Origin of the sequence: Variovorax sp. KBS0712 (assembly GCF_006323185.2) — a bacterium.
Classification (GTDB): Bacteria; Pseudomonadota; Gammaproteobacteria; order Burkholderiales; family Burkholderiaceae_C; genus Variovorax; species Variovorax boronicumulans.
On record NZ_VCCD02000003.1, the window covers coordinates 614841 to 639613 of the forward strand.

Sequence of the window (24773 nt, forward strand, 5' to 3'; positions counted from 1 at the left end):
TCAGGAGCCCAGCATGGCGAGCACTTTCGTGCGCACCCTGTCCGCCGGGACGACATAGTCGGAATGCTTGAAGCTGGTGCTTTCGGTGGCTTCACCTTCCATGAACTCGGGCTTGAAGCCGAGATCAAGGATGGGGCCCAGCCAGCCCCCCCAGTTGAAGCTGTTCTGCTGGCCCAGGATCAATGCCTTCACATCGGTGGCCGCGAAGATGAGGCTGTTGAGCGCGGAACCGTTGGGCGCGACGATGAACTCGGCTTCGCCGAAGGTTCGCACCTGGCGCGCGAAGTCGTACTCCTCCAGGAAGATGGATTCGAAGCCCAGGTCCTGCAGTCGCTCGATAATTTCGGCTTCGTTGCGCAACAACCGCCAGGCACTGTTCTTTCGCGACAGGAACAGCCTGCGTGAGCGCTGGGCGGGCAGCGGATACCGCGCTGCCATCTTGTCCTTGATGTACTGCATCGACTCCGCAGACCATGACGCCTGGCGCTCCGGGGGGACCGTATGGTCGCGAAACAGCTCGACCGGAAAGAAAGTCGTCGTCGGCGCCACATGAAGGCATCCGACGTTCAGTGCGTGCCCGGCCTCCAGGCGATACAGCGGGTTCTCGACCAGCGCAGCGATGAAGTCGAAATGAGATGCAGGCATCTCGGCGTCAACGATGATCGGCAGGCTCGAGAAGCGCGGATGTTTCTCGAAATGGCGAAGCTTCGGGAGAAACTCGGCGAACCAATGGCCATACGCATTGCTCGCGAGGCCGGACAACATGATCCCCTCGTCGAGATGCGCAGTAGTGCCAATGGGTGCCAACAGCAACGCATCCGGCCGCTGCGCCAGCACGGTCTTGTCGTACGCCAGGCTGACCTGTTTTCCATACAGCTCGTCTGCCAGCACATCAGACACCACGCAGTCATCGCCCACATAGACCAGACTGGACGCGCTGACGATCCGCGCATTGCACAGTTCGGCGAGATAGGGCTGGCTTGCGAGCACGTGCTGTTCGTGCGGGTCGCTCGCGTAGACCTCGGTCGGTGCGACGAGGCGTATCGAAGGCGGCGCTCCCAAGCTCTGGTAACCCTCCCCGTTTTCGAGCGCCCAGTCCTTCACGGACCGGATGCGCCTGAACGACGGCTTTTGCCCCTCGTCGGCCCCCTCATCCATTTGCTCGAGCATGCGCACCAAGTCGGCATCCCGGCGCCAGAAGAACAGGAACTTCAAGGCCAGTGGCAATGGCAGTTTGTCCTTGGCGTACAACATGTCGAAGAGCCTGGAGAGTGCTGCGCCTTCGCCGCTGTCTGCCCGCGCCATCGCCATCCTCATCGCGGCCTCGAACGGCTCGACGATCGACTCTGCGGGCAGCTCGCAGCATCTCATGTACAGGGACAAAGCTTCCCCGGAATGCCCCATGGCGCTCTCGGTGTGCGCAAGCAACAGGTTGGCGTAGTAGTCGTTGCCATTCAAGGCCACTGCGGCACGGAGGTACTCCCGTGCATCCGCGTGCTGCTGCATCTGGGCGTAGGCATGCCCCAGGAAAAGCGACGCAACGAAATTCGATTCCGGCACGTCGATCACGGTGCGACAAAGGCTGATGGCCTCGCCGAATCGCCGCTCTCCGGCCAGCGCCATCCACTTGGCGTGTTCGGCGTAGATGTCGACCTTCCGCACTGCCTCAGGAGGCGCTGCGACAGGCGCCGGACCGAGCGGTTGGCGCGCATCCACCACCGAGGGGGACCGGCCCGTCAACCTTCGAATGATTCTGGACAGCATGAGATGAGATTGTTCCTGCGTTGGGGAGCCCGGCGATCACCGGAGAAACCCGTCAATCCGTGCGAGCACGTTGAAGACTGCTTCGGCGCCTTCAGGCCGATCGCTCATCCTCGGTCATGGCGGTTTGCTTCAACATCGCCCCCTCACACCGCGTTCAGGGCAAATCGGGTGAGGTTGAGACCAAAACGCTCGGCCTTGTCCAGGAATACTGGGTCTTCCGCCAAGGTCACGAGATGTTCGACCCCCATCATGCGTATTTCTTCCCGAGGATGAGACAGGAGAAAGAGCGCCTTGTCGAACGAGGTCAATGGCGTGTCAGGGTTGGCCACCGGTTCGAAGAGGCTGGGAAACGCGCGCCGAAGCTCTGCCGGCGCCCCGGTATCCAGAAGCGACCTGAAGATCGGGATGGACTCCGCCGTCGAGGCAAAGCTTGCGCGCGTCGACGAGAGGTTGGCCGAATGCCGGCGATAGCGAACGACACGCGGCCCTGCTTCTGCGAGCTTCAATCCGGAGGCCGCGGCGCGCAGCCAATAGTCGTAGTCCTGCAACTGGATGAGGCCGGGGCGGAACGTCCCGGTTTTCCGAACCGCCTCGCGACGCATGAACGCGGTAGGCGCGCACAGGAAATTGCCTTCCAGCAACAAGGTGCGCAGCAGCGGCTGTACAGGCCGCTCATCGAAGAACACCGGAAACGACTCGTCGGCCAAGGGTCCGCCTTCGGCGTCGATGAGGAACGGCTTCGAGAACACGATGTCGTTCGACGTGGCGTGCAGGAGTTCCAGTTGGGTGCCGATGCGGTCCTCGACGCACACATCGTCGCCCCCCAGAAGCGCAATGAACGCCCCATCGGCCGCCGCAAGTCCCTTGTTGATGGCCGACGAGGGACCGCCATTCCTTTGCTGCAGCAACACGATCCGGTTGCCGAACTCGGTGGCCAGCAGTTCGGCCCCGCCATCGGTCGAACCGTCATCCACGACGACCACCTGAAGATTCCGGTGGGTTTGCCTCAAGGCGCTGTCCACCGTTTCAACGACGAACTTCGCCTGGTTGAAGATGGGGATGACGACAGTGACCAGCGCCGAAGACATGCAACGGGCTCTGTCAGGAGAAGAACTTGCGGATGTGTCCGACCACGGCATCCACCTGCTCCGGCTTCATTTGCGGCCAGATGGGAAGCGACAAGGTCTCGTTCGCCGCGGCGGTCGCCAACGGCAGGCTGTCGGCCGGCAGGCCGAGCTCGGCGTAGGCGCCCTGCATGTGCGGTGCAATGGGGTAGTGCACGAGCGTCTGGACGCCCTGTGCCGTCAGGTAGGCCGACAGTTCAGCACGGCGTCCCGTACTGATCACGTACAGGTGGAACACGTGCGTGCTGTCCGCAGGCACGAACGGCGTGCGAAGGTCGCCCACACTTTCCAGCCCTTGCGAATACCTCGCGGCCAGCGCACGGCGCTGGTCGTTCCATGCGTCGAGGCGGCCCAGCTTCGCGCGCAGCAGTGCAGCCTGCAACTCGTCCAGGCGAGAGTTCACGCCCGCAACCTCGTGCACGTACTTCTGGCTGGAGCCGTAGTTGCGCAGCATGCGCAGGTTGGCCGCCAGTTCATCGTTGTCGGTCACCACGGCGCCTGCATCGCCCATCGCGCCGAGATTCTTCGTCGGGTAGAAACTGAACGCCGCTGCATCGCCGAGCGAGCCCGCCCGCTTGCCGTTGTGGGTCGAACCGTGCGCCTGGGCCGCATCCTCCAGGACAAAAAGTCCGAGCGGTCGCGCAATCGCGTTGATGGCATCCATTGCAGCGGGCAGGCCATACAGGTGCACCGGCATGATGGCCTTGGTCCTGCTCGTCAGCTTTTCCTTGATCCGGGCCGGGTCCATCAGGTAGGTCGCCGGATCGATTTCGACCGGAATCGGCGTGGCACCGACCATCGAAACCCCCAGCCACGAGGCGATGAATGTCTGCGAAGGAACGAGGACCTCGTCACCCGCTTTGATGCCCTGCGCACGCAGGGTCAGCGCCAGCGCATCGAGTCCGTTGCCCACGCCGATACAGTGCTTGACGCCGCAGTAGGCCGCAAACTCCTTCTCGAAGGCCGCGACTTCAGGGCCCATGATGACGTGGCCACTGTTCATGACCCTCGAAAAGGCCTGCTGAAAATCGTCTGCCAACTCGGCATGGCCAGCATGAATATCAAAAAATGGGGTCATGTTATTTACCTTTTCGTGCCACTGAAATGAATTCTTCGTAGTTTCTGATGTAGTCGGATTCTTCGTACCTCATCGAGGCAAGAACCAGACAGACGGCACCAGAAGAAAAATTGTTCAACTCTCGCCATACCAGGGACTTCATGAAAATCCCTTGGAATGGCCTGTTGCAGGTAACTGTTCTTCTTTCGTACCCATTGTCGAGAACGACATCAAAACTACCCGCAACAGCAATGATCAATTGCTGCAATTGATGATGTGCATGTCCGCCCCGGGCTTCGCCCGCGGGAACGTCGTACAAATAGTAAACCCGCTGAACATCAAAAGGAATGTGACGTCCTCCTTCGACGAACGTCAAATTTCCCCGTGGATCGGTCAACCGCTCCAGGTCGAGTATTTCTACAGCATTGTCCAGCGAAAATTCAGGAGTTTTGGTTTCTTTCATCGGCAGTCCCTTTGCTCTTTTATTCCTCGTCGGAAATTGCAGAAATCACTGCATCTTCATCGACATGGTAGTCATCGTGTACGCTGTAAATGTCATCTCGCACGTGTGCGCGCGGCCCCTGCACAATTTTTACCTTGGCGCCAGAAACCCGCCCCAGGAGCTCCCAAAAATAGAGCTGATGGCTGGGATGATCGGAAGCCAGAACGACCACTTTCGCTCCAGGCTTGCACCAGACCATGTTGGTCATCTGCGCCCCCGTCGGCCCCACAATCACTTCAGCGTCCTGGAAGGCTCGGATTTGCGCCTCGAGATCCAATTCATCGGCGTGCATCACCTCGAATCCGAGTTTCTCGACGCGGGCTTCTATTTCTCGCTGATTCAATAGCTTTCGATAGCTGCCATTGCGTGCTGCAAAAATCTTTCGCCCTCGCGAAAAATCTTTCGTCGCAAAAGCGCGTTGACATCTTTCCACGCCCGCACGAATTCGATTGACATCGAGTCCCGTCTGGCGAGCCATCTCACCGCCATGGTAGGCATCCACAACCGAAGTCATGTCAGAGGGATAGTACATCTGCTTCACGCGATACAAAGTCCCCGACTCCAGCAGGATGACCGGACGTTGCTCAAGATTGGCCAACTCAAGCAGCTTCGCGATGTTGGGGTGAAGGCCTTCTGTACAAAGAAAAGGCACATTCAAAGGCACATCAGCCTCTTCCGCCAGCAGCATTCTTGGAAGCGTTTCCGCAATGAAATGAAAGTAATTATTTTCATACTCATGCATGATGTGAAACCCGCGCTCTATCCAGGCAGCCTGCCGAGCGCTCACCTCGATATGCAGATGTCCAGGTGCCGCTGCGCGCTTCGCCTTTCCATATTTGATGGCGGCGTCTTCTCTGCACAGGAAATGCGCATTTTCGTCATGCAGCAAAGAATTCGTCGGCCCGATCAGATAGCGGGTTCCCGCAATGGTCGTCGCGTCGTTGATTTCGGCGACAAATCCGACCTTCGGATAATCCGGGGGGCCATCAAGACCCTCGCAAAACCCGGGTGCAATGCGATGAACAATCCGTCCCGCGCCGCCAGCCTGAGACGCCACTGAAAAAACCGAGTCAACCGGCAGATCGACGGAACAAGGCCGCGCCGCATAGGACGGCGCCAACGCTCCCATGAATTCGGACAAGGCAGGAACAGAATCGAAATGCGCCAGCCGTGCCGGCAAACGCCCCTCGGCCGCACCGAATTTCAAATAATGCAGCAACGGGCTCAATTGCGTGGCGGCGACATCGGGGTATTCATCCAGATACCACTGCGGGTCGAACCTCGCGCTGGGCGCATCCCCTGCACGCTCTCCAATTTCAAGATAGTGGGCCAGCGGGTTCTTTTCCGCCGCACGCAATTCGGGGTGGCGATCGAGATACCAGGTGGTATCGAACATGGGATTGGGATTTCCCCTCAGGAATCCCCCTCCCAGATAGTGCTCCCACGGGTTGGCGATCAGTGCACGGTCCGGCAGCCCCTTGAGGTACCAGGCTGCGTCGAAAAGCTCCACCAGCTGCGGCGTCTTGCGCGGCAGCCGCTTGCGAAGCGCCCCTTTTGCGGCGTCCAGCAAGCTCTCTTTCTTTTCCTTGATGGCAGGCGAACTTTTCACGGCTGTGCGGCCCTGATGTCGTCCGGACGACCGATGGCGATCCCCTTGCACAGGCACCCGTACGCGACCAGCCCGTTGAAGTCAGCAAGTTGTCTCATCTGGAATTGGAATATTTTTGAGATGGCCCGCGTGGGAAGGGCTCTGAAGAAAACGCCGCAAACCGGCTGCTGGTCGACCTGTGTTCAGCCGGGAATTTCGGCGCTCAGGAAGGGCGGCGCTGCCGCGTCCTTGGCGGACAGCTTCGGCGCGATGCCCGTGTCAGGCCACTCGATCGCCAACGTGGGGTCGTTCCACGCAATGCAGCGCTCGTGCGCCGGTGCGTAGTAGTCCGTCGTCTTGTACAGAAAATCAGCCGACTCGCTGAGCACCAGGAAGCCGTGCGCGAGACCCGGCGGAACCCACAACTGCCGATGGTTATCTTCCGACAGTTCACTGCCCACCCATTGCCCGAAGGTCGGCGACGACCGACGGATGTCCACCGCCACGTCGAACACCGCCCCTCGAACCACGCGCACCAGTTTTCCCTGTGGTTGCTGCACCTGGTAATGGAGGCCTCGCAAGACCCCCTTGGTGGAGCGCGAGTGGTTGTCCTGAACGAAGTCGACGCGCTGGCCGACGGCTTCGTCGAAAGCCTTCTGATTGAAGCTCTCGAAGAAAAACCCGCGTGCGTCGCCGAACACCTTGGGTTCGATCAGCAACACGTCGGCGATGGCCGTCTGCGTGACCTTCATGAGCGCACACCTTCGGCCAGCAAATGGCTGAGGTACTTGCCGTAGCCATTCTTCTGCAACGGTGCTGCAAGCTTGGCCAGTTGTTCGTTGTCGATGAACCCATGGCGCCACGCGATCTCTTCGGGGCACGCGATCTTGAGCCCCTGCCGATGCTCCAGCGTCGCGATGAACTGCCCGGCCTCCAGCAGGCTTTCATGCGTGCCGGTATCGAGCCAGGCGTAGCCGCGCTGCATGATCTGCACGTTGAGCCGGCCAAGATCGAGGTACGCCTGATTGACGGCCGTGATCTCAAGCTCGCCTCGCGCACTCGGCTTCACGGCCTTGGCGATGTCGATGACCTGGTTGTCGTAGAAGTACAGGCCCGTCACGGCGTAGTTGCTCTTGGGCTTGAGCGGCTTTTCCTCGATGCTGCTGGCCTTGCCTTGTGCATCGAATGCGACCACGCCATACCGCTCCGGGTCATGCACGTGGTACGCGAAAACAGTGGCTCCCGCGTCCTGCGCGTCGGCGCCGCCCAGCAGATGGGCAAAGTCATGCCCATAGAAGATGTTGTCCCCCAACACCAGCGCACTCGGCGAGTTCCCCACGAACTTGTCGCCGATGATGAACGCCTGCGCCAGGCCATCGGGACTCGGCTGCACCGCGTACTGCAGGTTGATGCCCCACTGGCTGCCGTCGCCCAGCAGCTGCTGGAAGCGCGGCGTGTCCTGCGGCGTGCTGATGATCAGGATGTCGCGCATGCCGCCGAGCATCAGGGTGCTCAGCGGGTAATAGATCATGGGCTTGTCGTACACCGGCAGCAGTTGCTTGCTCATGGCGAGCGTGGCCGGGTGCAGGCGGGTGCCGGAGCCACCGGCAAGGATGATGCCTTTGCGTTGCGTCATGGGAGTCTTCTTCTGTGAGGGGCAGGAAAAATCAGTCGGTCAGAGCGTCTCGCGCAGCATGCGTGCCACGCCTTCCTGCCATGGCGGCAGGCGCAGACCGAAGGTGGTCTGCAGCTTGGTGGTGTCGAGCCGCGAGTTGTGCGGCCGCTTCGCGGGCGTCGGAAAGGCGCTGGTGGGCACGGCCTCCACGGCCTGCGGGCCGGCCTTGAGTTCGACGCCGGCCTGCTGCGCCATCTCGAGCACGAAGCGCGCGTAGCCGTGCCACGTGGTCTCGCCGCCGGCGATGGCGTGGTACAGGCCGGCCTTGGCCGGGTCCTGCAAGGTGGCGCGGATGGCGTGCGCGGTGATGTCGGCCAGCAACTCGGCACCGGTGGGAGCGCCGAACTGGTCGTCGATGACCGTGAGCTTGTCGCGCTCCTTGGCCAGGCGCAGCATGGTCTTGGCGAAGTTGCCGCCGCGTGCGGCGTACACCCAGCTGGTGCGAAAGATCAGGTGCTTCGCGCAATGCCGCACCACCAGCTGCTCGCCTTCGAGCTTGGTCTGGCCGTACACGCTGAGCGGACCGGTCGCGTCATCTTCCTTCCAGGGGCGGGTGCCGCTGCCGTCGAAGACATAGTCGGTGGAGTAATGCACCATCAGCGCACCAATCTGCTGCGCCGCCTCGGCCACCACGCCGGGCGAGGTGGCGTTGAGCTTGCGCGCGAAGTCGGGCTCGCTCTCGGCCTTGTCGACGGCGGTGTGCGCGGCGGCATTGACGATGACGTCGGGGCGCACCGCCAGCACGGTTGCGGCCAGCTGCTCGGGGCGGCTGAAGTCGGCGTGGAAGTCGGTGCTGTCGAAGTCCAGTGCGACCACTTCGCCGAGCGGTGCGAGGCTGCGCTGCAGCTCCCAGCCGACCTGTCCACCTTTGCCGAGCAGCAGCAACTTCATGCGGAAACCTTTGCGGGTGTGGCGTCGTACTGCTTCTCGACCCATTCACGGTACGCGCCGCTTTGCACGTTGCGCACCCACTCGCCGTTCGCGAGGTACCACTGGACGGTCTTGCGGATGCCGGTGTCGAAGGTCTCGGCGGGCTTCCAGCCGAGTTCGCGCTCGAGCTTGCGTGCATCGATGGCGTAGCGACGGTCGTGGCCCGGGCGGTCCGTGACGTAGGTGATCTGTTCCTTGTACGGCTTTCCGTCGGCGCGGGGGCTCAGTTCGTCGAGCAGCGCGCACACGGTGTTGACGATCTCGATGTTGGGCTTCTCGTTCCAGCCGCCGACGTTGTAGGTCTCGCCGAGCTTGCCGGCCTCGAGCACGCGGCGGATGGCGCTGCAGTGGTCCTTCACGTAGAGCCAGTCGCGCACCTGCATGCCGTCGCCGTACACGGGCAGGTTCTTGCCGGCCAGTGCGTTGACGATCATCAGCGGGATCAGCTTCTCGGGGAAGTGGAACGGGCCGTAGTTGTTCGAGCAGTTGGTGGTGACCACCGGCAGGCCGTAGGTGTGGTGCCAGGCGCGCACGAGGTGGTCGCTGGCGGCCTTGCTGGCCGAGTACGGGCTGTTGGGCTCGTACTTGTTCTCTTCGGTGAAGGCCGGGTCGGTCTTGGAGAGCGAGCCGTAGACCTCGTCGGTCGACACATGCAGGAAGCGGAAGGCCGCCTTCTGGTCGGCCGGCAGGGCGTTCCAGTAACCGCGCACCGATTCGAGCAGGCGGAAGGTGCCGAGCACGTTGGTCTGCACAAAGTCTTCCGGGCCGTGGATCGAGCGATCCACATGCGATTCCGCGGCAAAGTTCACAACGGCACGGGGTTTGTGCTCGGCCAGCAGGCGATCGAGCAGCGCGCTGTCGCCGATGTCGCCCTGCACGAAGACGTGGTTCGCGTTGCCCTTGAGCGACGCGAGGGTCTCGAGGTTGCCCGCATAGGTCAGCTTGTCGAGGTTCACGACGGGCTCGTTGCCCTGCGCGATCCAGTCGAGCACGAAATTGGCGCCAATGAAGCCTGCGCCGCCGGTAACCAGGATCATGGAGTCCCCTGCATGTAGAAAAAAGTTTGCTTTACCAAAAATCAACATTCAATTATCCCATCGGTGTGAAGTGCCGATGTACAGGGCTTGGCCGGCTTGCGGGGCCCGCCTACAATCGCCAACAATTGCAGGAGAGCGGGCCTCCACGGAGGCCCTACCGAAGGCGCAAACTCCCATAAACGCTCAGGTCGGCCCGACGACATTCCAGGCAACGCCCAGGAACTTCGGCAAGGGGTCAGTACTGCACTCATCGATACAGCCGTCTGGAGAGCCGCCACGCCATGTGGCGCACCGAAGGAGCAAACCCGCTGCGGGTGCAGCAGGGTGAATCTCTCAGGTACCGAGGACAGGGGGAGCGGCAACTTGGACATCGGCCGTCCGGTTGCTCGCTATTTTTTCAATAGCACTCCACGCCCGCCGTTCAAGCGCTGCAAACTCAAAGGTACTTGCAATGCGTGTGATCGTTCTTGGCGCCGGCCTGCTCGGCGTGACTTCGGCCTACTACCTCCAGCAACTCGGCCACGAGGTGACCGTGATCGACCGGCAGGCCACCCCGGCCGCCGAAACCAGCTTCGCCAACGGCGGCCAGATCTCGGTCAGCCATGCGGAACCCTGGGCCAATCCGAGCGCGCCGCTGAAGGTGCTGCAATGGCTCGGCAAGGAAGATGCGCCACTGCTCTTTCGCATCCGCGCCGACATGCGCCAGTGGCTCTGGGGCCTGCAGTTCTTGCGCGAGTGCCCCCCCGCGCGCACCCGCCACAACATCGAACAGATCGTTCGTCTCGGTACATACAGCCGGGAAATGTTGCAGCAATTGCGTCGAGACACCGGCCTGAACTATGACCAGCGCACGCAAGGCATCCTGCACTTCTACACGACGCAAAAAGAATTCGACGGCGCCCTCGCGCCCGCCGAGCAGATGCGTGCCCTGGGCTGCGAACGCCTGGTCATCTCGGCCGACGAGGCCATCAGGATCGAACCCGCCCTCGCCCACATCCGTCCGCAACTCGCCGGCGCCACCTACACCGCCGAAGACGAATCGGGCGACGCCAACCGCTTCGCGCGCGAACTCGTGAAGCTGGCCGAGGCGGCCGGCGTGAAGTTCCTCATGAGCCACACGGTGACCGCGCTGCGCGAAGCCGGCGGCAGCATCGACCACGTCGAGGCGACCGACAACGAAGGCCGCTTCCAGCGCATCCGCGGCGATGCCTTCGTGCTTGCGATGGGTTCGTTGAGCCCGCTGTACGCCGCGCCGCTGGGCATCCGCCTGCCGATCTACCCGGCCAAGGGCTACTCGGTGACGCTGCCCGTGAAGGACGCATCGAAGGCGCACCAGGTCTCGCTGACCGACGACGAATACAAGCTGGTGTTCTCTCGCTACACGTCGGAGTCGGGCGACCGCCTGCGCATCGCCGGCACGGCCGAGCTCAACGGCTACGACCGCGACCTGAACCGCGTGCGCTGCGAAGCCATCGTGCGGCGCGTCGAAGAACTCTTCCCCGGCGCCGGCGACACCGAGCGCGCGCAGTTCTGGACCGGCCTGCGCCCGGCCACGCCGAGCAACGTGCCGCTGATCGGCAAGACCAAGCTGCCGAACCTGTTCCTCAACACCGGCCACGGCACGCTCGGCTGGACGCACGCCTGCGGCTCGGGCAAGTCGATCGCGCGCATCGTGAGCGGGCTGGCGCCCGAGGTCGATTTCGCGTTCGCCGGCATGCCGGCGCCCGCGCCGCGCGCCGTGCAACCCGCACTGGGCTGACACGACACGCGCCCTCGGGTCATGCCTTGAACGTGACCCAGGGCTTGAGCCGCACGGCGCAGCGGATGAGCCCCGCGCTTTCCTGCGCCTCGATCACCGCGCCGATCGGCTTGTAGGCCTGCGGCGCCTCTTCGATGCGGCGCTCTTCGCGCAGCGTCACGCATTGCCAGCTGGCATCGGCGTCGCCGGGTGCGGGCCGCATCGCGCGCACTTCCTGCCGACGCATGCGCCGGCCGGCGCCGTGGCTGCACGACCACAGCCAGTCCTCATGCCCCAGCCCGGTCGCAAGGTACGAGTGATCGCCCATCGACCCGGGAATCAGCGCGAGGTCGCCCGCATGCGCCGGCGTCGCGCCCTTGCGATGGATGTTCATGCCGTGCTCGCGCAGCACCACGTTGTGCGGCACGTCGACCACCAGCGTCGACGCCGTGGCGCCCAGCAGCTCGGCGAAGTCCTTGCGCACCAGCTCGGCCAGCACGACCCGGTTGGCCCACGCATAGCGCGCGGCCACGCCCATGGCTTCGAGGTACTCCTGCGCCAGCGGCCCGGCCAGCCCGTACAGCCCGCTCTTCGGATGGCGCAGGCCCTGCGGCCATTCAGCCCGCGCGCGGTCCATCCAGCGGCCGCCGACATGGAACCCGATGTCGCGCGAGCCGCTGTGGATCATCACCACGACCTCGCCCGCCTTGAGCCCCGCGCGATACGCCGCGTGCCGGTCCATCACCTGGTCGACCACCTGCAACTCGACGAAGTGGTTGCCGCTGCCCGGCGTGCCGAGGCACGGGTCGCGGAACACCTCGTGGCGCGCGCCGGTGTAGGCCGACGGTGCGTGCCGCGACTGCCCGCCGAAGCTCGCCAGGCCGATGCACGCGCCGATCTCGGCCTGCAGCCGGTCGCGGTCGCAGGCCGCCCAGAGCCCGTCGTTGCGCACGGCGTCCAGGAACGCGGCCGGCCCTTCGTCGAACAGCGCGCGAAACGCCGCCGTGTGCACCGGCACGTCGCGCCCGTTGTCGAGCAGGCTGCGTGTGAGCCGCGCGAGCAACTGCGTCTTGTGCGGCGCCACCTGGTCCAGCGTGAGGCCGGTGGTCAGCAGGCGCATGCCGCAGTTGATGTCGGTGCCGACTGCGGCGGGAATCACGAAGTCGCCATCGGTCGCGACCACGCTGCCCACCGGCGCAACCGAGCCCGGATGAAAGTCCGGCGTCGCGCAGGCCTTGCACACACCGTGCGCGCCGTCGGGCGAGCGCACGCTGGCGAAGGCCAGCAGCTGGTTCACTGCTTTCTCTTCCAGCGGCAGGCTCTGCGGCAGAAGCACGGTCGCCTGCGCGGCTTCGTTGCGCAGGTGATAGATGCCGTCGCGGTAATCGACGGCGATGTTCGCGCGCGAAAAGGCGCGCTGGAGTCTCGAAAAATGACTGTGGGTAGGGCTGCCCATGGCTGCAATTCCATTCGGGGAAACCGTGTCGGTTTCCGGGCCCCGTCACATCGCGTGGCGGGGCGAAAGAGATCGACCGCGTGCCTCGGGGCGCGCGGATCACTCTTTCTTGCAGCAGCAGAGATTCAAGAAAGCGGGCGGATTCTAGCGACGCGAAGCGCCTGCGAACACAGTGCGCAGGCGCGCGCGTCGTTTTTTCCCGTCAGTCAGTCAGTCCGGCGCCGTGAACACCGTCAACACGCCGGTGTAGCCGTACAGGTGGTGGCGTGCGATTTCGCCCGCGGCGAAGAAGCCGACCAGCGGCACGTCGCCCAGCGCATGCCGCACGATCTGCAGTTCGGCGCCCGGCGCACCGAAGTGCGGGCCGCCGCGCCCCGAGCAGCTCACGTACACCGCGCCCGCGATGCGCCGCGCGGGATGCGGCGCGGCCTCGGCCTCGCCGGCTGCCACGGCGCGCGCCGTGGCCAGCGTCTGTTCTTCGGGCTCGAGCTCTTCACGAATTTCGGCGCAGATGCGCATCAGGTCGGCGCGCGCCGCCTGCGCGTTGCGGCGGCAGAAACTCAGCCGCATGCCGGCCTCGGCGTTGTCGGCAATGGCGATGCCGCGCCGCGTGGGGTCGAGCCCGATGATGTGGCGCACCAGCACGTCGGCGCCCAGGTCGCCGGTGCGGCGGATGCCGTCGCTGCCCGCGTCGGCCAGGCCGACCAGCGTGTTGCGCACGGCGTCGATGGCTTCCTGCGGCCGGTCGAGCGACACCTGCAGGTCGGCCAGCAGCACGTCGAGCGCCGGCTCGCCATCGAGCGACAGCAGCAGGTTGCCGTCGGCCTCGGTGATCTCGCGCTCGCGCGCGCCGCCGGTGCGCAGCGGCTGGCAGCCCTGCGTGACGCGCGACACCAGCCGCACGCCCTCGCCGAACACCACGCCCGACAAGCCGCCCGAGAACACACCGCCCGCCGCACCGTGGCCGCGGATGTTGCCGTTGCCGCCGACCGCGAACTGCAGCGCCCCGCCACGGCCGGACGAGAGCCCGCCGAACAGGTAGCCGGTGTCGGTGCGGCCCGCCATCTCGGCGATGAGCTCGCCCAGGTCGGGCGTGGCCGGGTCGGCGTGCACGAGCGCGGTGTGTGCCTCGAAGCCGCTCATTTCGGAGCTGCCCAGCGGCGCCACGCCGGAGAACACGCGGTACTGGTCGCTGGGCAGCGCGCACAGCATCAGGCTCAGGCCGGGCTCGTCGAAGTACTCGGCGTTGTTGGCCGACACGCCGATGCCGACGGTGCCCGACCAGTCGGTGACCTCGGGCAGCTCGGCGCTCAGGTGATCGAGGATCTCCTGCGCCTCGGCCGCGTAGTGGTCGGTGATGTAGAGCAGCCCGAGCGTCGGGTTCGACGCGTAGTCGGGCAGCGCCATCTGCGCGCGCAACTGGGCCAGCACGAGGCCGGCGGCCATGCGCCATTGCGGGTGGGTGGCATGGCCGGTGGGAAACAGTTTCATGGTGCGTACCGACCCGTGCGTCGTCGTCTGGAAAGGTGTCTGTAAGACGTCAGCGCCGGCCGGAGGTTCGCTTGCGCGCGGCGGTGGACGTGGTTTTCTTGCGCGCGGCGGGTGCCGGCGCGGCTTTTTTCGCTGCAGCTTTCTTCGCGGCGGTCTTGGCGGCCGGCTTGCGCGCCGCCGTCGCCTTGCCGATGACCTGCCCCACGGCGTCGGCCAGCGGCTGCGCCATGGCCGGCACCTTGAGCTGCGCCGCGTCCTGCAGCGCGGTGCTCGCGATCTGCTGGAACTGCTCGGTGAGCGAGCCCCACCATTGCATCGGGTCGACCACGCCGGCAGCGCCGTTGGACGAGGCGGGCTTGGCGCGCGACGTCTTCTTCGGCGCCGGGGTTTCCTCTTCTTCCGCTTCTTCCTCGGCCTCGTCGAACTCTTCTTCCTCTTCCTCGACGGGCTCCGGTTCGGGCCGGGGTGCGGGCGCCGGGGCGGGAGCCGGTGCAGGTGCCGGCGCCATGGCCGCTGCCTGCTTGGTGAACGCGCTGGCGATGTCTTCCATCCGCACGTTCATGCCGCGCAGGGTCGACAGCGTCATCTTCTGCACCTCGAGCGCCTGGATGGTCGCCTTGAGCGCGTGGCCGTTCTGTTCGAGCCAGTACTGGACGGTCTTGAGTTCCTGGATGCGCTTGTCGACCTCTTCGACGCTCATGGTGGGCGCCACCCAGCTGGCCAGGCTGGGGATGCCGGGCACCGAGCCGGAGCCCGCGGCGGCACCGCCGGCGAGGTTCTTCAGGAAGTCGAATCCGGGGACGAACTGGCTGAAGTCGAAGGGTTTGCTGGCGTTGCTCATGCGGGAGGTCTCCTGGCTGGGTTTTCTTGTGTTGCCAGCTTACTCCAAGCCCTTTGCAAGCGAATCAGAGCTCGTCCCTGACCCGGCTGAAAACCTTCCAGAAATTCGCGTCCTGCGAGGTCGCGAAGTTGATCCGCATCATCGTGCTCGGCGGGCGGCGCGCATGGAACAGCGAGCCCGGCGCCAGCAGGTAGCCCTGGTCGAGCATGCGTTGCGTGAGCGCGTCGGTGTCCACGCCCGTGTCGACCCAGCCGAACAGCCCCGCCGGCTCCGAGGCGAAGGTGCAGCCGTGCGACATGGCGAGCTTCACGGCGCGGCCGCGCGCGCCGTCCAGGCGGATGCGCACGCGCTCCGAATGGCGGCGCAGCTGGCCCTGGTCGATGCACCACGACAGCGCCCGCTCGAACAGCGTGGGCGAGGTCAGCGTGGCCAGCAGCTTGGTCTCGAGCAGCCGCTCTTTGAGCGCGGGCGAGGCGGCCAGGAAGCCGATGCGCCAGTTGGGCGCCAGGATCTTCGCGAAGCCGCTGACGTAGATGGTGCGCTGCAGCCCGTCGAGCGCACTGAGCCGCGTGGCGTGCTCGGGCGCGAGGTGGCTGTAGGTGTCGTCCTCGACGATGTGGAAGTCGTGCTCGTTGGCCAGCTTGAGCACGCGGTGCGCGCTGCCCGGCGTGAGGCTGTAGCCGGTCGGGTTGTGCAGCACGCTCACGCTGACGAACAGCTTGGGGCTGTGCAGCTTGCAGTACTGCGCCATCACGTCGAGGTCGGGTCCGTCGGCGCGGCGCGGCACGGGGAGGATGCGCATGCCCAGCGCCTCGAGCCGCGCGAACTCCAGCGCCCAGCCGGGCTCCTCGACCATCACCGGATCGCCCGCGCGCAGCAGCGTGCGGCTCACGATGTCCAGGGCGTGCGTGGCGCCGATGGTGGTCACGATCTGGTCCGGCCCCGCCGGCACGTTGATGCGCACCAGCTTTTGCGACAGGCTGCGGCGCAGCGCGAGATCGCCCGAAGGCTCGCCGTATTGCAGCGACAGTTCCTGCAGCGCCGACGTGGTGGTCACGCGGCGCACCGCGGTCGCCAGGAAGGTCGAGGCCATCCAGTCGGGCGGGAACACGCCCATGCCTGGCTGCGGCTTGTCGCTCGGACGGTGGAACATGCTGCGGATCAGCGAGCTGGCGTCGGCCGGCACGCGCGAGGCCATCATCGGCGGCACCACGGGCACGGCATGCGCCGGGTTGCGCGAACTCTCGGGCGCCGGCGCGGCGTCGCGCACGTAGAAGCCACGCTGGCGGCGCGCCTCGACCAGCCCTTGTGCGAGCAGCTGGTCGTACGCGGCGACCACGGTGTACGGGCTCACGCCCTGCTGGCGCGCGCACTCGCGCACCGAGGGCAGGCGCGCGCCGGGCGCCAGCAGCCGGTTGCGGATGCGCTCGGCGAGGCGGTCGGCCAGCTGCCCGGTCAGGGACTGGGTGGAGGTTCGGGTCAGCATCGGATCGGGCTGCATCGCACAGAGAGCAAGAAAAGGGCGGCGTGTGTCGAAGGAATGACCAATACAGATTTCAGATTTGTTCGATCATCTGTACTGGAACTGTAATGGTCCAAAGTTTAGAGTCTGTGACATGAACTGGCAAGAATTCACCGCGCTGCTGGTGCTGGCCACGGCGATGAGCTTCTCGCCCGGCCCCAACACCACGCTCTCCACCGCCCTGGCGGCCAACGGCGGCCTGCCGCGTGCGATGCGCTTCGTGGTCGCGGTGCCGGTCGGCTGGACCTTGCTGCTCGCGATCTGCGCGGCCGGCCTCGGCGCGCTGGTGGTGGCGATGCCGCCGCTGCGCCTGGCGATCAAGGGGCTGGGCATCGCCTACCTGCTGTGGCTGGCTTACAAGCTCAGCGGCAGCGCCCAGCTCGGCAAGGCCGACAACGCCCGCCTCTCGGTCGGCTTCGGGCAAGGCGTGATGCTGCAGTTCGTGAACATCAAGGCCTGGCTGCTGGCGCTCACGCTGGTGGCGGGCTGGATCGCCGGCCAGCCCGACGCGCTCGCGCGCTTCGCCATCGTCGCGCCCGTGATGCTGACCTACGCCTTCACCAGCAACTTCGCCTATGCGCTGGTCGGCGCGCTGCTGCGCGAGTGGCTGGCCAAGGGCCGGCGCCTGCTGTGGTTCAACCGCGCGATGGGCCTCATCCTGGTCTTGACGGCCTGGTGGATGGTGGGCGTATGAAGCTCGCCATCAAGGACGAAACGCTGGGCATGTGGCTCGGGGTGGTCGGCGTGGCGCTGTTCGCCATCACGCTGCCGATGACGCGGCTGGCCACGGGCACGCAAGAGGCGCCGCAGCTGTCGCCGTGGTTCGTCACGCTCGGGCGCGCGGCGCTGGCGGGCGTGCTGTCGGCCGTCTTTTTGCTGGTCACGCGCTCGCCGCGCCCGGCGCCGCACCAGTGGAAGCCGCTGGGCATGGCGGTGCTGGGCAACTGCATCGGCTTTCCGCTCTTGCTGGCCTTTGCGCTGCGCGTGGTCACGGCCAGCCATGCGGCGGTGGTGACGGCGCTGCTGCCACTGGTCACGGCCGCGGTCGCGGCCTGGGTGCTGCACCAGCGCGCGCGGCTGGGCTTCTGGCTCTGCGCCATCGCGGGCAGCCTGCTGGTGGTGGTGTTCTCGGTGCTGCGCGCGCAGCAGAGCGGCCACGGCTTCGGTTTCGAATGGGCCGACCTGCTGCTGGTCGGCGCGGTCGTCGCGGCCTCGGTCGGCTACATCTACGGCGCGCAGGTCACGCCGTCGCTCGGCGCCGAGCGCGTGATCTGCTGGGTCTGCGTGATGGCGCTGCCCGTGACGCTGCCCGCCACCATCGCCCTGTGGCCGCAGCAGCCCGTGGCCGCCTCGGCCTGGGTCGGCTTCACCTACGTGGGCATGTTCTCGATGTGGATCGGCTTCTTCGCCTGGTACCGCGGCCTGGCCCTGGGCGGCGCGCTGCGCGTAAGCCAGACGCAGCTGCTGCAGCCCTTCCTGTCGATCCTCGCGTCGATCCCGCTGCTGGGCGAGCCGCTCGACCTGGTGACGCTGGGCTTCGCCGCCGCCGTGGTCGCCACGGTGGTCGCGGGCAAGCGGCTGTCGCAACCGGCGGCGCCTGCCGCTGTTCCACGCGGCGCCGAGCCGCAGGCCAGGAGCTGAGGACCATGACGCTGTTCAGCCATGTCACCGTCGGCTGCACCGACCTGCCGCGCGCCGCCGCCTTCTACGACGCGGTGCTGGCCCCGCTCGGCCTCATCCGCCGCCCCGTGACGCCCGACGGCGGCCCCGACGCCGCCTGCTGGATCGCGCCGGGCCAGACGCTGCCGCGCTTTTACGTGTACATCCCGCTGGACGGCGAACCCGCCAGCGCCGGCAACGGCAGCATGGTCGCGTTCTGCGCGCCCTCGCCGCAGGCCGTTCACGCCGCCCACGAGGCGGCCCTGCGCCACGGTGGCCGCGACGAAGGCGCGCCCGGGCCCCGCCCCCGCTACGGGCAGGGCTATTACGGCGCCTACCTGCGCGACCCGGACGGCAACAAAATCCATGTCGTGCACCGTGGCGACATCCCGCCATCCTGACGACACACTCAGACTCACCTCTCATTCGCCAGAAAGAAGAAAGCCTCCCATGAACTGGAAACTCGCCGCCCGCGCCGCCAAGATGAATCCTTCGGTGCTGCGTGAAATCCTCAAGGTCACCGAGCGCCCCGGCATCATCAGCCTGGCCGGCGGCCTGCCCTCGCCCAAGACCTTCCCGATCCAGGAATTCGCCGACGCCTGCGCCGAAGTGCTGCACAACGATGGCCAGGCCGCGCTGCAGTACGCCGCCAGCGAAGGCTATGCGCCTCTGCGCCAGGCCGTGGCCGACATGCTGCCCTGGGACGTCGACGCCTCGCAGGTGCTCATCACCACCGGCTCGCAGCAGGGCCTCGATCTCGTGGCCAAGGTGCTGATCGACCCGGGCAGCAAGGTGCTGGTCGAGACGCCCACCTACCTGGGCGCGCTGCAGGCCTTCGGCCCGATGGAGCCGCACCCCGTGGGCGTGGCCAGCGACGACGAGGGCGTGATCGTCGACGACCTCGTGAGCAAGGCGGCCGACGCGCGCTTCGTCTACCTGCTGCCCAACTTCCAGAACCCCACCGGCCGCACCATGACCGAGGCGCGCCGCGCCGCTGTCTCCGCTGCCGCAGCCGCCGCGAACCTGCCGATCGTCGAGGACAACCCCTACGGCGAGCTCTGGTTCGACGAAGCCCCGCCGCTGCCGCTGGCCGCGCGCAACCCCGAGGGCGTGATCTACCTGGGCTCGTTCTCCAAGGTGCTGGCCCCGGGCCTGCGCCTGGGCTTCCTGGTGGCACCGAAGGCCATCTTCCCCAAGCTGCTGCAGGCCAAGCAGGCGGTCGACCTGCACACGCCGATCTTCACGCAGCGCATGGTCTCGGCCGTGATGAAGGACGGCTTCCTGGACCGCCACGTGCCCACCATCCGTGCGCTGTACAAGCGCCAGCGCGACGCCATGATCGCCGCGCTGCACCGCGAGATGGCCGGCCTCGACGTGAAGTTCAACGCGCCCAAGGGCGGCATGTTCCTGTGGGCGCGCCTGCCCGAGGGCATCGACACCGTGACCCTGCTGCCCAAGGCCGTGGAGCGCAACGTGGCCTTCGTGCCCGGCGCGCCGTTCTACGCGGGCGAAGGCGATCCGCGCACGCTGCGCCTGTCGTTCGTGACTGCCAGCGTCGAGGAGATCGACACCGCCATCGCCGCGCTTGCCGTCACGCTGCGCGAAGAGCTGGCGCTGCTGGCCCCCGCCCACGCCTGACAAAGCCGACGACGATGCACATCGCCATCCTCACCTTCGACGGCTTCAACGAGCTCGACTCGCTGGTCGCGCTCGGCGTGCTCAACCGCGTGAAGAAGCCGGGCTGGCGCGTGACGCTGGCCTCGCCCAGCGCCACCGTGACCTCGATGAACGGCGTCACGGTGCACGCCACCGCGACGCTCGAAGCGGCCTGCGACGCGGGTGCGGTGATCGTCGGCAGCGGCATCCGCACGCGCGAGATCGCCGCCGACGCGGGCCTGATGGGCGTGCTGCGCGGGCTCGACCCGTCGCGCCAGCTCATCGGCGCGCAATGCTCGGGCACGCTGCTGCTGGCCAAGCTCGGCCTGCTGGGCACGGTGCCGGCCTGCACCGATCTCACGACCAAGCCCTGGGTGCAGGAAGCCGGCGTCGAGGTGCTCAACCAGCCCTTCTTCGCGCAGGGCAACGTGGCCACCGCGGGCGGCTGCTTCTCGGCGCCCTACCTCGCGGCCTGGCTCATCGCGCGCACCGAAGGCCTGGAGGCCGCGAAGAGCGCGCTGCACTATGTCGCGCCGGTCGGTGAAAAAGACGACTACGTGGCGCGCGCGCTGCGCAACATCGAGCCATATCTGCAGGCCACGGCCGACACCCTTTCCGCACAAGGACACTGAACACCATGCTCAACATCTGGGGCCGCATCAGTTCGATCAACGTGCGCAAGGTCGTGTGGTGCTCGCAGGAGCTTGGGCTCGACTTCCAGCGCACCGAGGCCGGCGGCAAGTTCGGCGTGGTGCAGACGCCCGAATACCGCGCGCTCAACCCGAACGCCATGGTGCCCACCATCGACGACGGCGAAGGCGCCGAGCGCGTCACGCTGTGGGAGTCGAACGTCATCGTGCGCTACCTGTGCGCCCGCTACTCGCACGGCACGCTCTACCCGAGCGAGCTGCCCGCGCGCTTCGACGCCGAGCGCTGGATGGACTGGCAGCAGACCACGCTCAACCGCGCCAGCCGCGACGCCTTCGTGCAATGGGTGCGCACGGCGCCCTCGGAGCGCCAGCCCGCGCTGATCGCCGCGTCGGTGCGCGAGAGCGAGGCGCTGTTCGCCATGCTCGACGCGCACCTCGCGCAGCGCCCCTACATGGCCGGCGAGCGCTTCACCATGGCCGACATCCCGATCGGCTGCGAGGCGCACCGCTGGTTCGGCCTGCCCGGCGCCGAGTACCGCCGGCCCGCCTGGCCCAACGTCGAGCGCTGGTACGCCGACCTGCTTTCCCGCCCGGGCACGCGCGGCGTGCTCGACCTTTCCCTCGAATGACCCTGATGAAATCCCGCCCCTTCAAGCAAGTCGACGTCTTCACCGCCACCGCCTACTACGGCAACCCGCTCGCGGTGGTGATCGACGGCCAGGACCTGGACGACGCCGCCATGCAGCGCTTCGCGCAGTGGACCAACCTGTCGGAGACCACCTTCCTGCTGCCGCCGACCGACCCGGGCGCCGACTACCGCGTGCGCATCTTCACGCCCGGCGGCGAGCTGCCCTTTGCCGGCCACCCGACCATCGGCAGCTGCCATGCCTGGCTGCAGGCCGGCGGCAAGCCCAAGGTGGCGGGCCGCGTGGTGCAGCAGTGCGGCGCCGGCCTCGTGCCGCTGCGGCGCGACGGCGAGCGCCTGGCCTTTGCCGCGCCGCCGCTCAAGCGCAGCGCCCCGAGCCCCGCGCTGCTGGCCAAGGTGGCCGGCGCGCTGGGCCTGAAGGCGCAGCAGGTCATCGCGGCGCAGGTGCTCGACAACGGCCCGGTGTGGTTCGGCCTGCTGCTGAACGACGCCGACGCCGTGCTGGCGCTGCAGCCCGACCACCGCGCGCTGAAGGAACTGGGCGTGAAGGCCGGCGTGGCCGGCGTGCCCTCGGCGCACGACACCTCGCTGCTCATCGGCCGCTCGAACCGCGAGGCACGCGCCTTCGGCAACCGCCCCGCCACGCCGAACGACGACGGCGCGAAGATCGACCTCGAGGTGCGCGCCTTCGCCGAGCCCATCGGCGTGCAGGAAGACCCGGTCACCGGCAGCCTCAACGCCAGCCTGGCCGAATGGCTGATCGCCGACGGCCACATGCCCGAGCGCTACCTGGCCGCGCAAGGCCAGTGCCTGGGCCGCGCGGGCCGCGTGCACATCGAGCGCGACAGCGACGGCACGATCTGGGTCGGCGGCGATGCCGTGACCTGCGTCGACGGCCACGTCACGCTCTGAACGAAAGCCCCACCATGCACCCCGCCGAAGTCGACCACCTGGTGATCGCCGCCGCCTCGCTGGCCGAGGGCGTGGCGTGGTGCGAGGCCACGCTCGGCGTCACGCCCGCGCCGGGCGGCGTGCACCCGCTGATGGGCACGCACAACCGGCTGCTGAACATCGCGAGCGACGCGTTCCCGCGCGCCTATGCCGAGATCATCGCGATCGAGCCCGGCAAGGCGCCGTCGCGGCCGAAGACGCACCGCTGGTTCGACCTGGACGACGCCGCGCTGCAGGCCGCGCTCGCGCAGCGCGGCCCGCGGCTCATTCACTTCGTGGCGCGCGTGCCCGATGCGCACGCCGCCACGCAGGCGCTCGCGCGCGAGGAGCATGCGCACATCGACCGCGGCCACCTGCTCGAAGCCTCGCGCGACACGCCAGCCGGCCGGCTCGAATGGCAGATCACGGTGCGCGACGACGGCCAGCGCCTGTTCTACGGCGCGCTGCCCACGCTGATCCAGTGGGGCGCGGTGCACCCCACCGACGCCATGCCCGCCTCGGGCCTGGCGCTGCGTTCGCTGCGCGTGGCGCATCCGCGCGCGCCGGCGCTGTCGGCCGCACTCACGGCCATCGGCATGGGCGGCCTGCCGGTCGACGCCGGGCCACCCAATCTCGTCGCCGTGCTCGACACGCCGCGCGGCCCCGTCACCCTCGAATCGCAAGGACTCTGACCCCATGCTCACCCTGACCGAAATCGCCTGGTTCGCCCTCGCCTCGCTGCTGCTGGCACTCACGCCGGGGCCGAACATGATCTATTGCGTGTCGCGCACGCTGATCCAGGGCCGCCGCGCGGGGCTCATCTCGCTGGGCGGCGTGCTGATGGCGTTCCTCGTGCACCTGTTCGCCGCGGCGCTGGGCCTCACGGCGCTGCTGCTGGCGGTGCCGGTCGCGTTCGACGCGATCCGTTTCGCCGGCGCGGCCTACCTGATGTGGCTCGCGTGGCAGGCGGTCAAGCCCGGCGGCAACGCGCCCTTCGAGGCCCGCGCGCTGCCGGCCGATCCGCCGGCCAAGCTGTTCCGCATGGGCTTTCTCACGAACCTGCTGAACCCGAAGGTGGCGATGTTCTATCTGTCGTTCTTTCCGCAGTTCATCCACCCCGAGCGCGGCTCGGTGCTGCTGCAGAGCCTGCAGCTGGGCATGGCGCAGATGGCGAGCAGCGCGCTGGTCAACACCGTGATGATCGTCGGCGCCGCGAGCATCACGGCCGTGCTGTCGCAAAGCGCGGGCTGGCTGCGCGCGCAGCGCTACATCATGGGCAGCGTGCTGGCCGCGCTGGCCGTGCGCGTGGCACTCACCGAACGCAAGTAAGCAACCCGAAGGACGTCGATGCGATTCACCCGCGAAGAGATCGAAGCCGCGCAGCGCACCGTGCATGCGGCCATGCCGCCCACGCCCCAGTACACCTGGCCGCAGCTGTCGCAGCGCCTGGGCGCCACGGTCTGGGCCAAGCACGAGAACCACACGCCGGTCGGCGCCTTCAAGATCCGCGGCGGCCTGACCTACTTCGAGACCCTCGCGCGCGAGCAGCCCGCCGTGCGCCACGTGATCAGCGCCACGCGCGGCAACCACGGCCAGTCGGTCGGCTTCGCCTCGCAGCGCCACGGGCTGGCCGCGACCATCGTGGTGCCGCACGGCAACTCGCGCGAGAAGAACGCGGCGATGCGCGCGCTCGGCGTGACGCTGGTCGAGCACGGCGACGACTTTCAAGCGGCCGCCGAACATGCGGCGGTGCTGGCCGAGCGCGATGCGCTGCACCGCGTGCCCTCGTTCCATCGCGAACTGGTGCGCGGCGTGTCGACCGCGTATGTCGAGTTCTTCAGCGCATTGAAAGCTTCACCGCCCGACGTGCTGTTCGTGCCCATCGGCCTGGGCTCCGGCTTTGCCGGCGCGGCGGCGGCGCGCGCGCATTGCGGCGTGTCGACCAAGCTCATCGGCGTGGTGTCGGCGCATGCCACGGCCTACCGCGATTCCTTCCGCGCGCGCCGTGCGGTCGAGTCGCCCGCCACCACGCGGCTGGCCGACGGCATGGCCTGCCGCACGCCGGTGCCCGAATCGCTGGAGGTGATCCTGCGCGAGGCCGACGACGTGATCACCGTGACCGACGACGAGGTGGCCGAAGCCATGCGCGTGCTCTTCAGCGACACGCACAACGTGGCCGAAGGCGCGGGTGCGGCTGCGTTGGCGGGCGCGCTTCAGCAGAAGGAACGCTGGCACGGGCAGACGGTGGGCGTTGCGCTGAGTGGCGGCAATGTCGACGCGGACATGTTCGCCGGGGTGCTGGGGCGCAGCGCTTCCTGAACCAGGCTCTGCTGTTCAGGGCACGTACCCAGGCCACCGGGTACTTCCCTCCGCGAATGTCCCCCGGGCTTCGCCCTCCTCCTTGATTTCGCTGCGGGAAGCACCCAGTGTCCTGGGCACAGGGCACGCTGCCGGTTCGCGGCCGATCAACCACTGCACTGCCCAACGCTCACGTCGATGCGGTGCCT

Annotated in this window: 24 protein-coding genes and 2 riboswitches; of the genes, 11 read left to right on the top strand and 13 right to left on the bottom strand. The window is 66.8% G+C overall.

The features are described from left to right. The 9 genes from FFI97_RS27655 to rfbB all read right to left on the bottom strand — a co-directional run bounded on the left by FFI97_RS27655 (position 1) and on the right by rfbB (position 9677). Positions 1 to 1764 carry a glycosyltransferase family 61 protein gene (locus FFI97_RS27655; RefSeq protein WP_139701486.1) on the bottom strand — a complete coding sequence of 588 codons (1764 nt, stop codon included), beginning with the start codon at positions 1762 to 1764 and terminating at the stop codon, positions 1 to 3. A gap of 143 nt (positions 1765 to 1907) precedes the next feature. Continuing rightward, positions 1908 to 2852, bottom strand: coding sequence for a glycosyltransferase (locus FFI97_RS27660; RefSeq protein ID WP_185993731.1), 945 nt, complete (start codon positions 2850 to 2852; stop codon positions 1908 to 1910). Positions 2853 to 2865: 13 nt separating this feature from the next. After that, on the bottom strand, positions 2866 to 3966 hold the full coding sequence (locus tag FFI97_RS27665; RefSeq protein ID WP_139701488.1) for a DegT/DnrJ/EryC1/StrS family aminotransferase: 1101 nt from the start codon (positions 3964 to 3966) through the stop codon (positions 2866 to 2868). 1 nt (position 3967) lies between these two features. Beyond that, on the bottom strand, positions 3968 to 4408 hold the full coding sequence (locus FFI97_RS27670; RefSeq protein ID WP_083259083.1) for a sugar 3,4-ketoisomerase: 441 nt from the start codon (positions 4406 to 4408) through the stop codon (positions 3968 to 3970). Between the two features lie 19 nt (positions 4409 to 4427). Further along, entirely contained in the window at positions 4428 to 6056 is a 1629-nt protein-coding gene (locus tag FFI97_RS27675; RefSeq protein ID WP_139701489.1) for a glycosyltransferase family 61 protein, read from the bottom strand. 182 nt (positions 6057 to 6238) lie between these two features. After that, entirely contained in the window at positions 6239 to 6787 is a 549-nt protein-coding gene (gene rfbC, locus FFI97_RS27680) for a dTDP-4-dehydrorhamnose 3,5-epimerase (protein ID WP_139701490.1), read from the bottom strand. Next, entirely contained in the window at positions 6784 to 7671 is an 888-nt protein-coding gene (gene rfbA / locus FFI97_RS27685) for a glucose-1-phosphate thymidylyltransferase RfbA (RefSeq protein WP_095949492.1), read from the bottom strand. The genes rfbC and rfbA overlap by 4 nt, the downstream gene beginning before the upstream one ends. A 39-nt stretch (positions 7672 to 7710) precedes the next feature. Next, positions 7711 to 8601, bottom strand: a complete 891-nt coding sequence (gene rfbD, locus FFI97_RS27690) for a dTDP-4-dehydrorhamnose reductase (RefSeq protein ID WP_260685204.1) — start codon at positions 8599 to 8601, stop codon at positions 7711 to 7713. Next, a complete protein-coding gene (rfbB, locus tag FFI97_RS27695) occupies positions 8598 to 9677 on the bottom strand; it encodes a dTDP-glucose 4,6-dehydratase (protein WP_139701492.1) in 1080 nt (359 codons plus the stop codon). Before rfbB ends, rfbD begins: the two co-directional genes overlap by 4 nt. A gap of 118 nt (positions 9678 to 9795) precedes the next feature. Next, positions 9796 to 9887: riboswitch (glycine riboswitch) on the top strand. 43 nt (positions 9888 to 9930) lie between these two features. Continuing rightward, a riboswitch (glycine riboswitch) is annotated at positions 9931 to 10037 on the top strand. A 91-nt stretch (positions 10038 to 10128) separates the two neighbouring features. Between rfbB and FFI97_RS27700 the strand changes: the two genes are divergently transcribed. Further along, positions 10129 to 11436, top strand: a complete 1308-nt coding sequence (locus FFI97_RS27700; protein WP_139701493.1) for a D-amino acid dehydrogenase — start codon at positions 10129 to 10131, stop codon at positions 11434 to 11436. 19 nt (positions 11437 to 11455) lie between these two features. On the opposite strand, the gene FFI97_RS27705 is transcribed toward FFI97_RS27700, so the two are convergent. The 4 genes from FFI97_RS27705 to FFI97_RS27720 all read right to left on the bottom strand — a co-directional run bounded on the left by FFI97_RS27705 (position 11456) and on the right by FFI97_RS27720 (position 16689). Beyond that, positions 11456 to 12871 carry an RtcB family protein gene (locus FFI97_RS27705; RefSeq protein WP_139701494.1) on the bottom strand — a complete coding sequence of 472 codons (1416 nt, stop codon included), beginning with the start codon at positions 12869 to 12871 and terminating at the stop codon, positions 11456 to 11458. A 210-nt stretch (positions 12872 to 13081) separates the two neighbouring features. Further along, the gene (locus FFI97_RS27710) at positions 13082 to 14362 is read right to left on the bottom strand and encodes an FIST C-terminal domain-containing protein (protein ID WP_139701495.1); all 1281 of its coding nucleotides are present in this window, start codon (positions 14360 to 14362) and stop codon (positions 13082 to 13084) included. Between the two features lie 49 nt (positions 14363 to 14411). Then, positions 14412 to 15203 carry a PhaM family polyhydroxyalkanoate granule multifunctional regulatory protein gene (locus tag FFI97_RS27715; RefSeq protein ID WP_139701496.1) on the bottom strand — a complete coding sequence of 264 codons (792 nt, stop codon included), beginning with the start codon at positions 15201 to 15203 and terminating at the stop codon, positions 14412 to 14414. Positions 15204 to 15267: 64 nt separating this feature from the next. Next, positions 15268 to 16689 (bottom strand): PLP-dependent aminotransferase family protein, encoded by a 1422-nt coding sequence (locus FFI97_RS27720; RefSeq protein WP_070060300.1) that lies wholly within the window; start codon positions 16687 to 16689, stop codon positions 15268 to 15270. 130 nt (positions 16690 to 16819) lie between these two features. Here FFI97_RS27720 and FFI97_RS27725 point away from each other — a divergent pair, with 130 nt between their 5' ends. From FFI97_RS27725 to FFI97_RS27770, 10 genes are read left to right on the top strand one after another with little or no spacing between them, the layout of a single operon-like run. Beyond that, a complete protein-coding gene (locus FFI97_RS27725) occupies positions 16820 to 17419 on the top strand; it encodes a LysE family translocator (protein ID WP_139701497.1) in 600 nt (199 codons plus the stop codon). Then, positions 17416 to 18366 carry a DMT family transporter gene (locus FFI97_RS27730; RefSeq protein ID WP_139701498.1) on the top strand — a complete coding sequence of 317 codons (951 nt, stop codon included), beginning with the start codon at positions 17416 to 17418 and terminating at the stop codon, positions 18364 to 18366. The genes FFI97_RS27725 and FFI97_RS27730 overlap by 4 nt, the downstream gene beginning before the upstream one ends. Positions 18367 to 18377: 11 nt before the next feature. Continuing rightward, the gene (locus FFI97_RS27735) at positions 18378 to 18785 is read left to right on the top strand and encodes a VOC family protein (RefSeq protein WP_062471216.1); all 408 of its coding nucleotides are present in this window, start codon (positions 18378 to 18380) and stop codon (positions 18783 to 18785) included. Between the two features lie 49 nt (positions 18786 to 18834). Continuing rightward, the gene (locus FFI97_RS27740; RefSeq protein WP_062471189.1) at positions 18835 to 20022 is read left to right on the top strand and encodes a PLP-dependent aminotransferase family protein; all 1188 of its coding nucleotides are present in this window, start codon (positions 18835 to 18837) and stop codon (positions 20020 to 20022) included. A gap of 14 nt (positions 20023 to 20036) precedes the next feature. Further along, positions 20037 to 20672, top strand: coding sequence for a DJ-1/PfpI family protein (locus FFI97_RS27745; RefSeq protein ID WP_139701499.1), 636 nt, complete (start codon positions 20037 to 20039; stop codon positions 20670 to 20672). Positions 20673 to 20677: 5 nt separating this feature from the next. After that, positions 20678 to 21319, top strand: coding sequence for a glutathione S-transferase family protein (locus FFI97_RS27750; RefSeq protein WP_139701500.1), 642 nt, complete (start codon positions 20678 to 20680; stop codon positions 21317 to 21319). A 5-nt stretch (positions 21320 to 21324) separates the two neighbouring features. Then, a complete protein-coding gene (locus FFI97_RS27755; protein WP_172438398.1) occupies positions 21325 to 22248 on the top strand; it encodes a PhzF family phenazine biosynthesis protein in 924 nt (307 codons plus the stop codon). A 14-nt stretch (positions 22249 to 22262) separates the two neighbouring features. Then, the gene (locus tag FFI97_RS27760) at positions 22263 to 22958 is read left to right on the top strand and encodes a VOC family protein (protein WP_070060274.1); all 696 of its coding nucleotides are present in this window, start codon (positions 22263 to 22265) and stop codon (positions 22956 to 22958) included. A 4-nt stretch (positions 22959 to 22962) separates the two neighbouring features. Then, entirely contained in the window at positions 22963 to 23595 is a 633-nt protein-coding gene (locus FFI97_RS27765) for a LysE family translocator (RefSeq protein ID WP_062480600.1), read from the top strand. Between the two features lie 18 nt (positions 23596 to 23613). After that, positions 23614 to 24585: a threonine dehydratase gene (locus FFI97_RS27770; protein ID WP_070060275.1), complete on the top strand. Its 972-nt coding sequence runs from the start codon at positions 23614 to 23616 to the stop codon at positions 24583 to 24585. Positions 24586 to 24773: the final 188 nt, after the last annotated feature.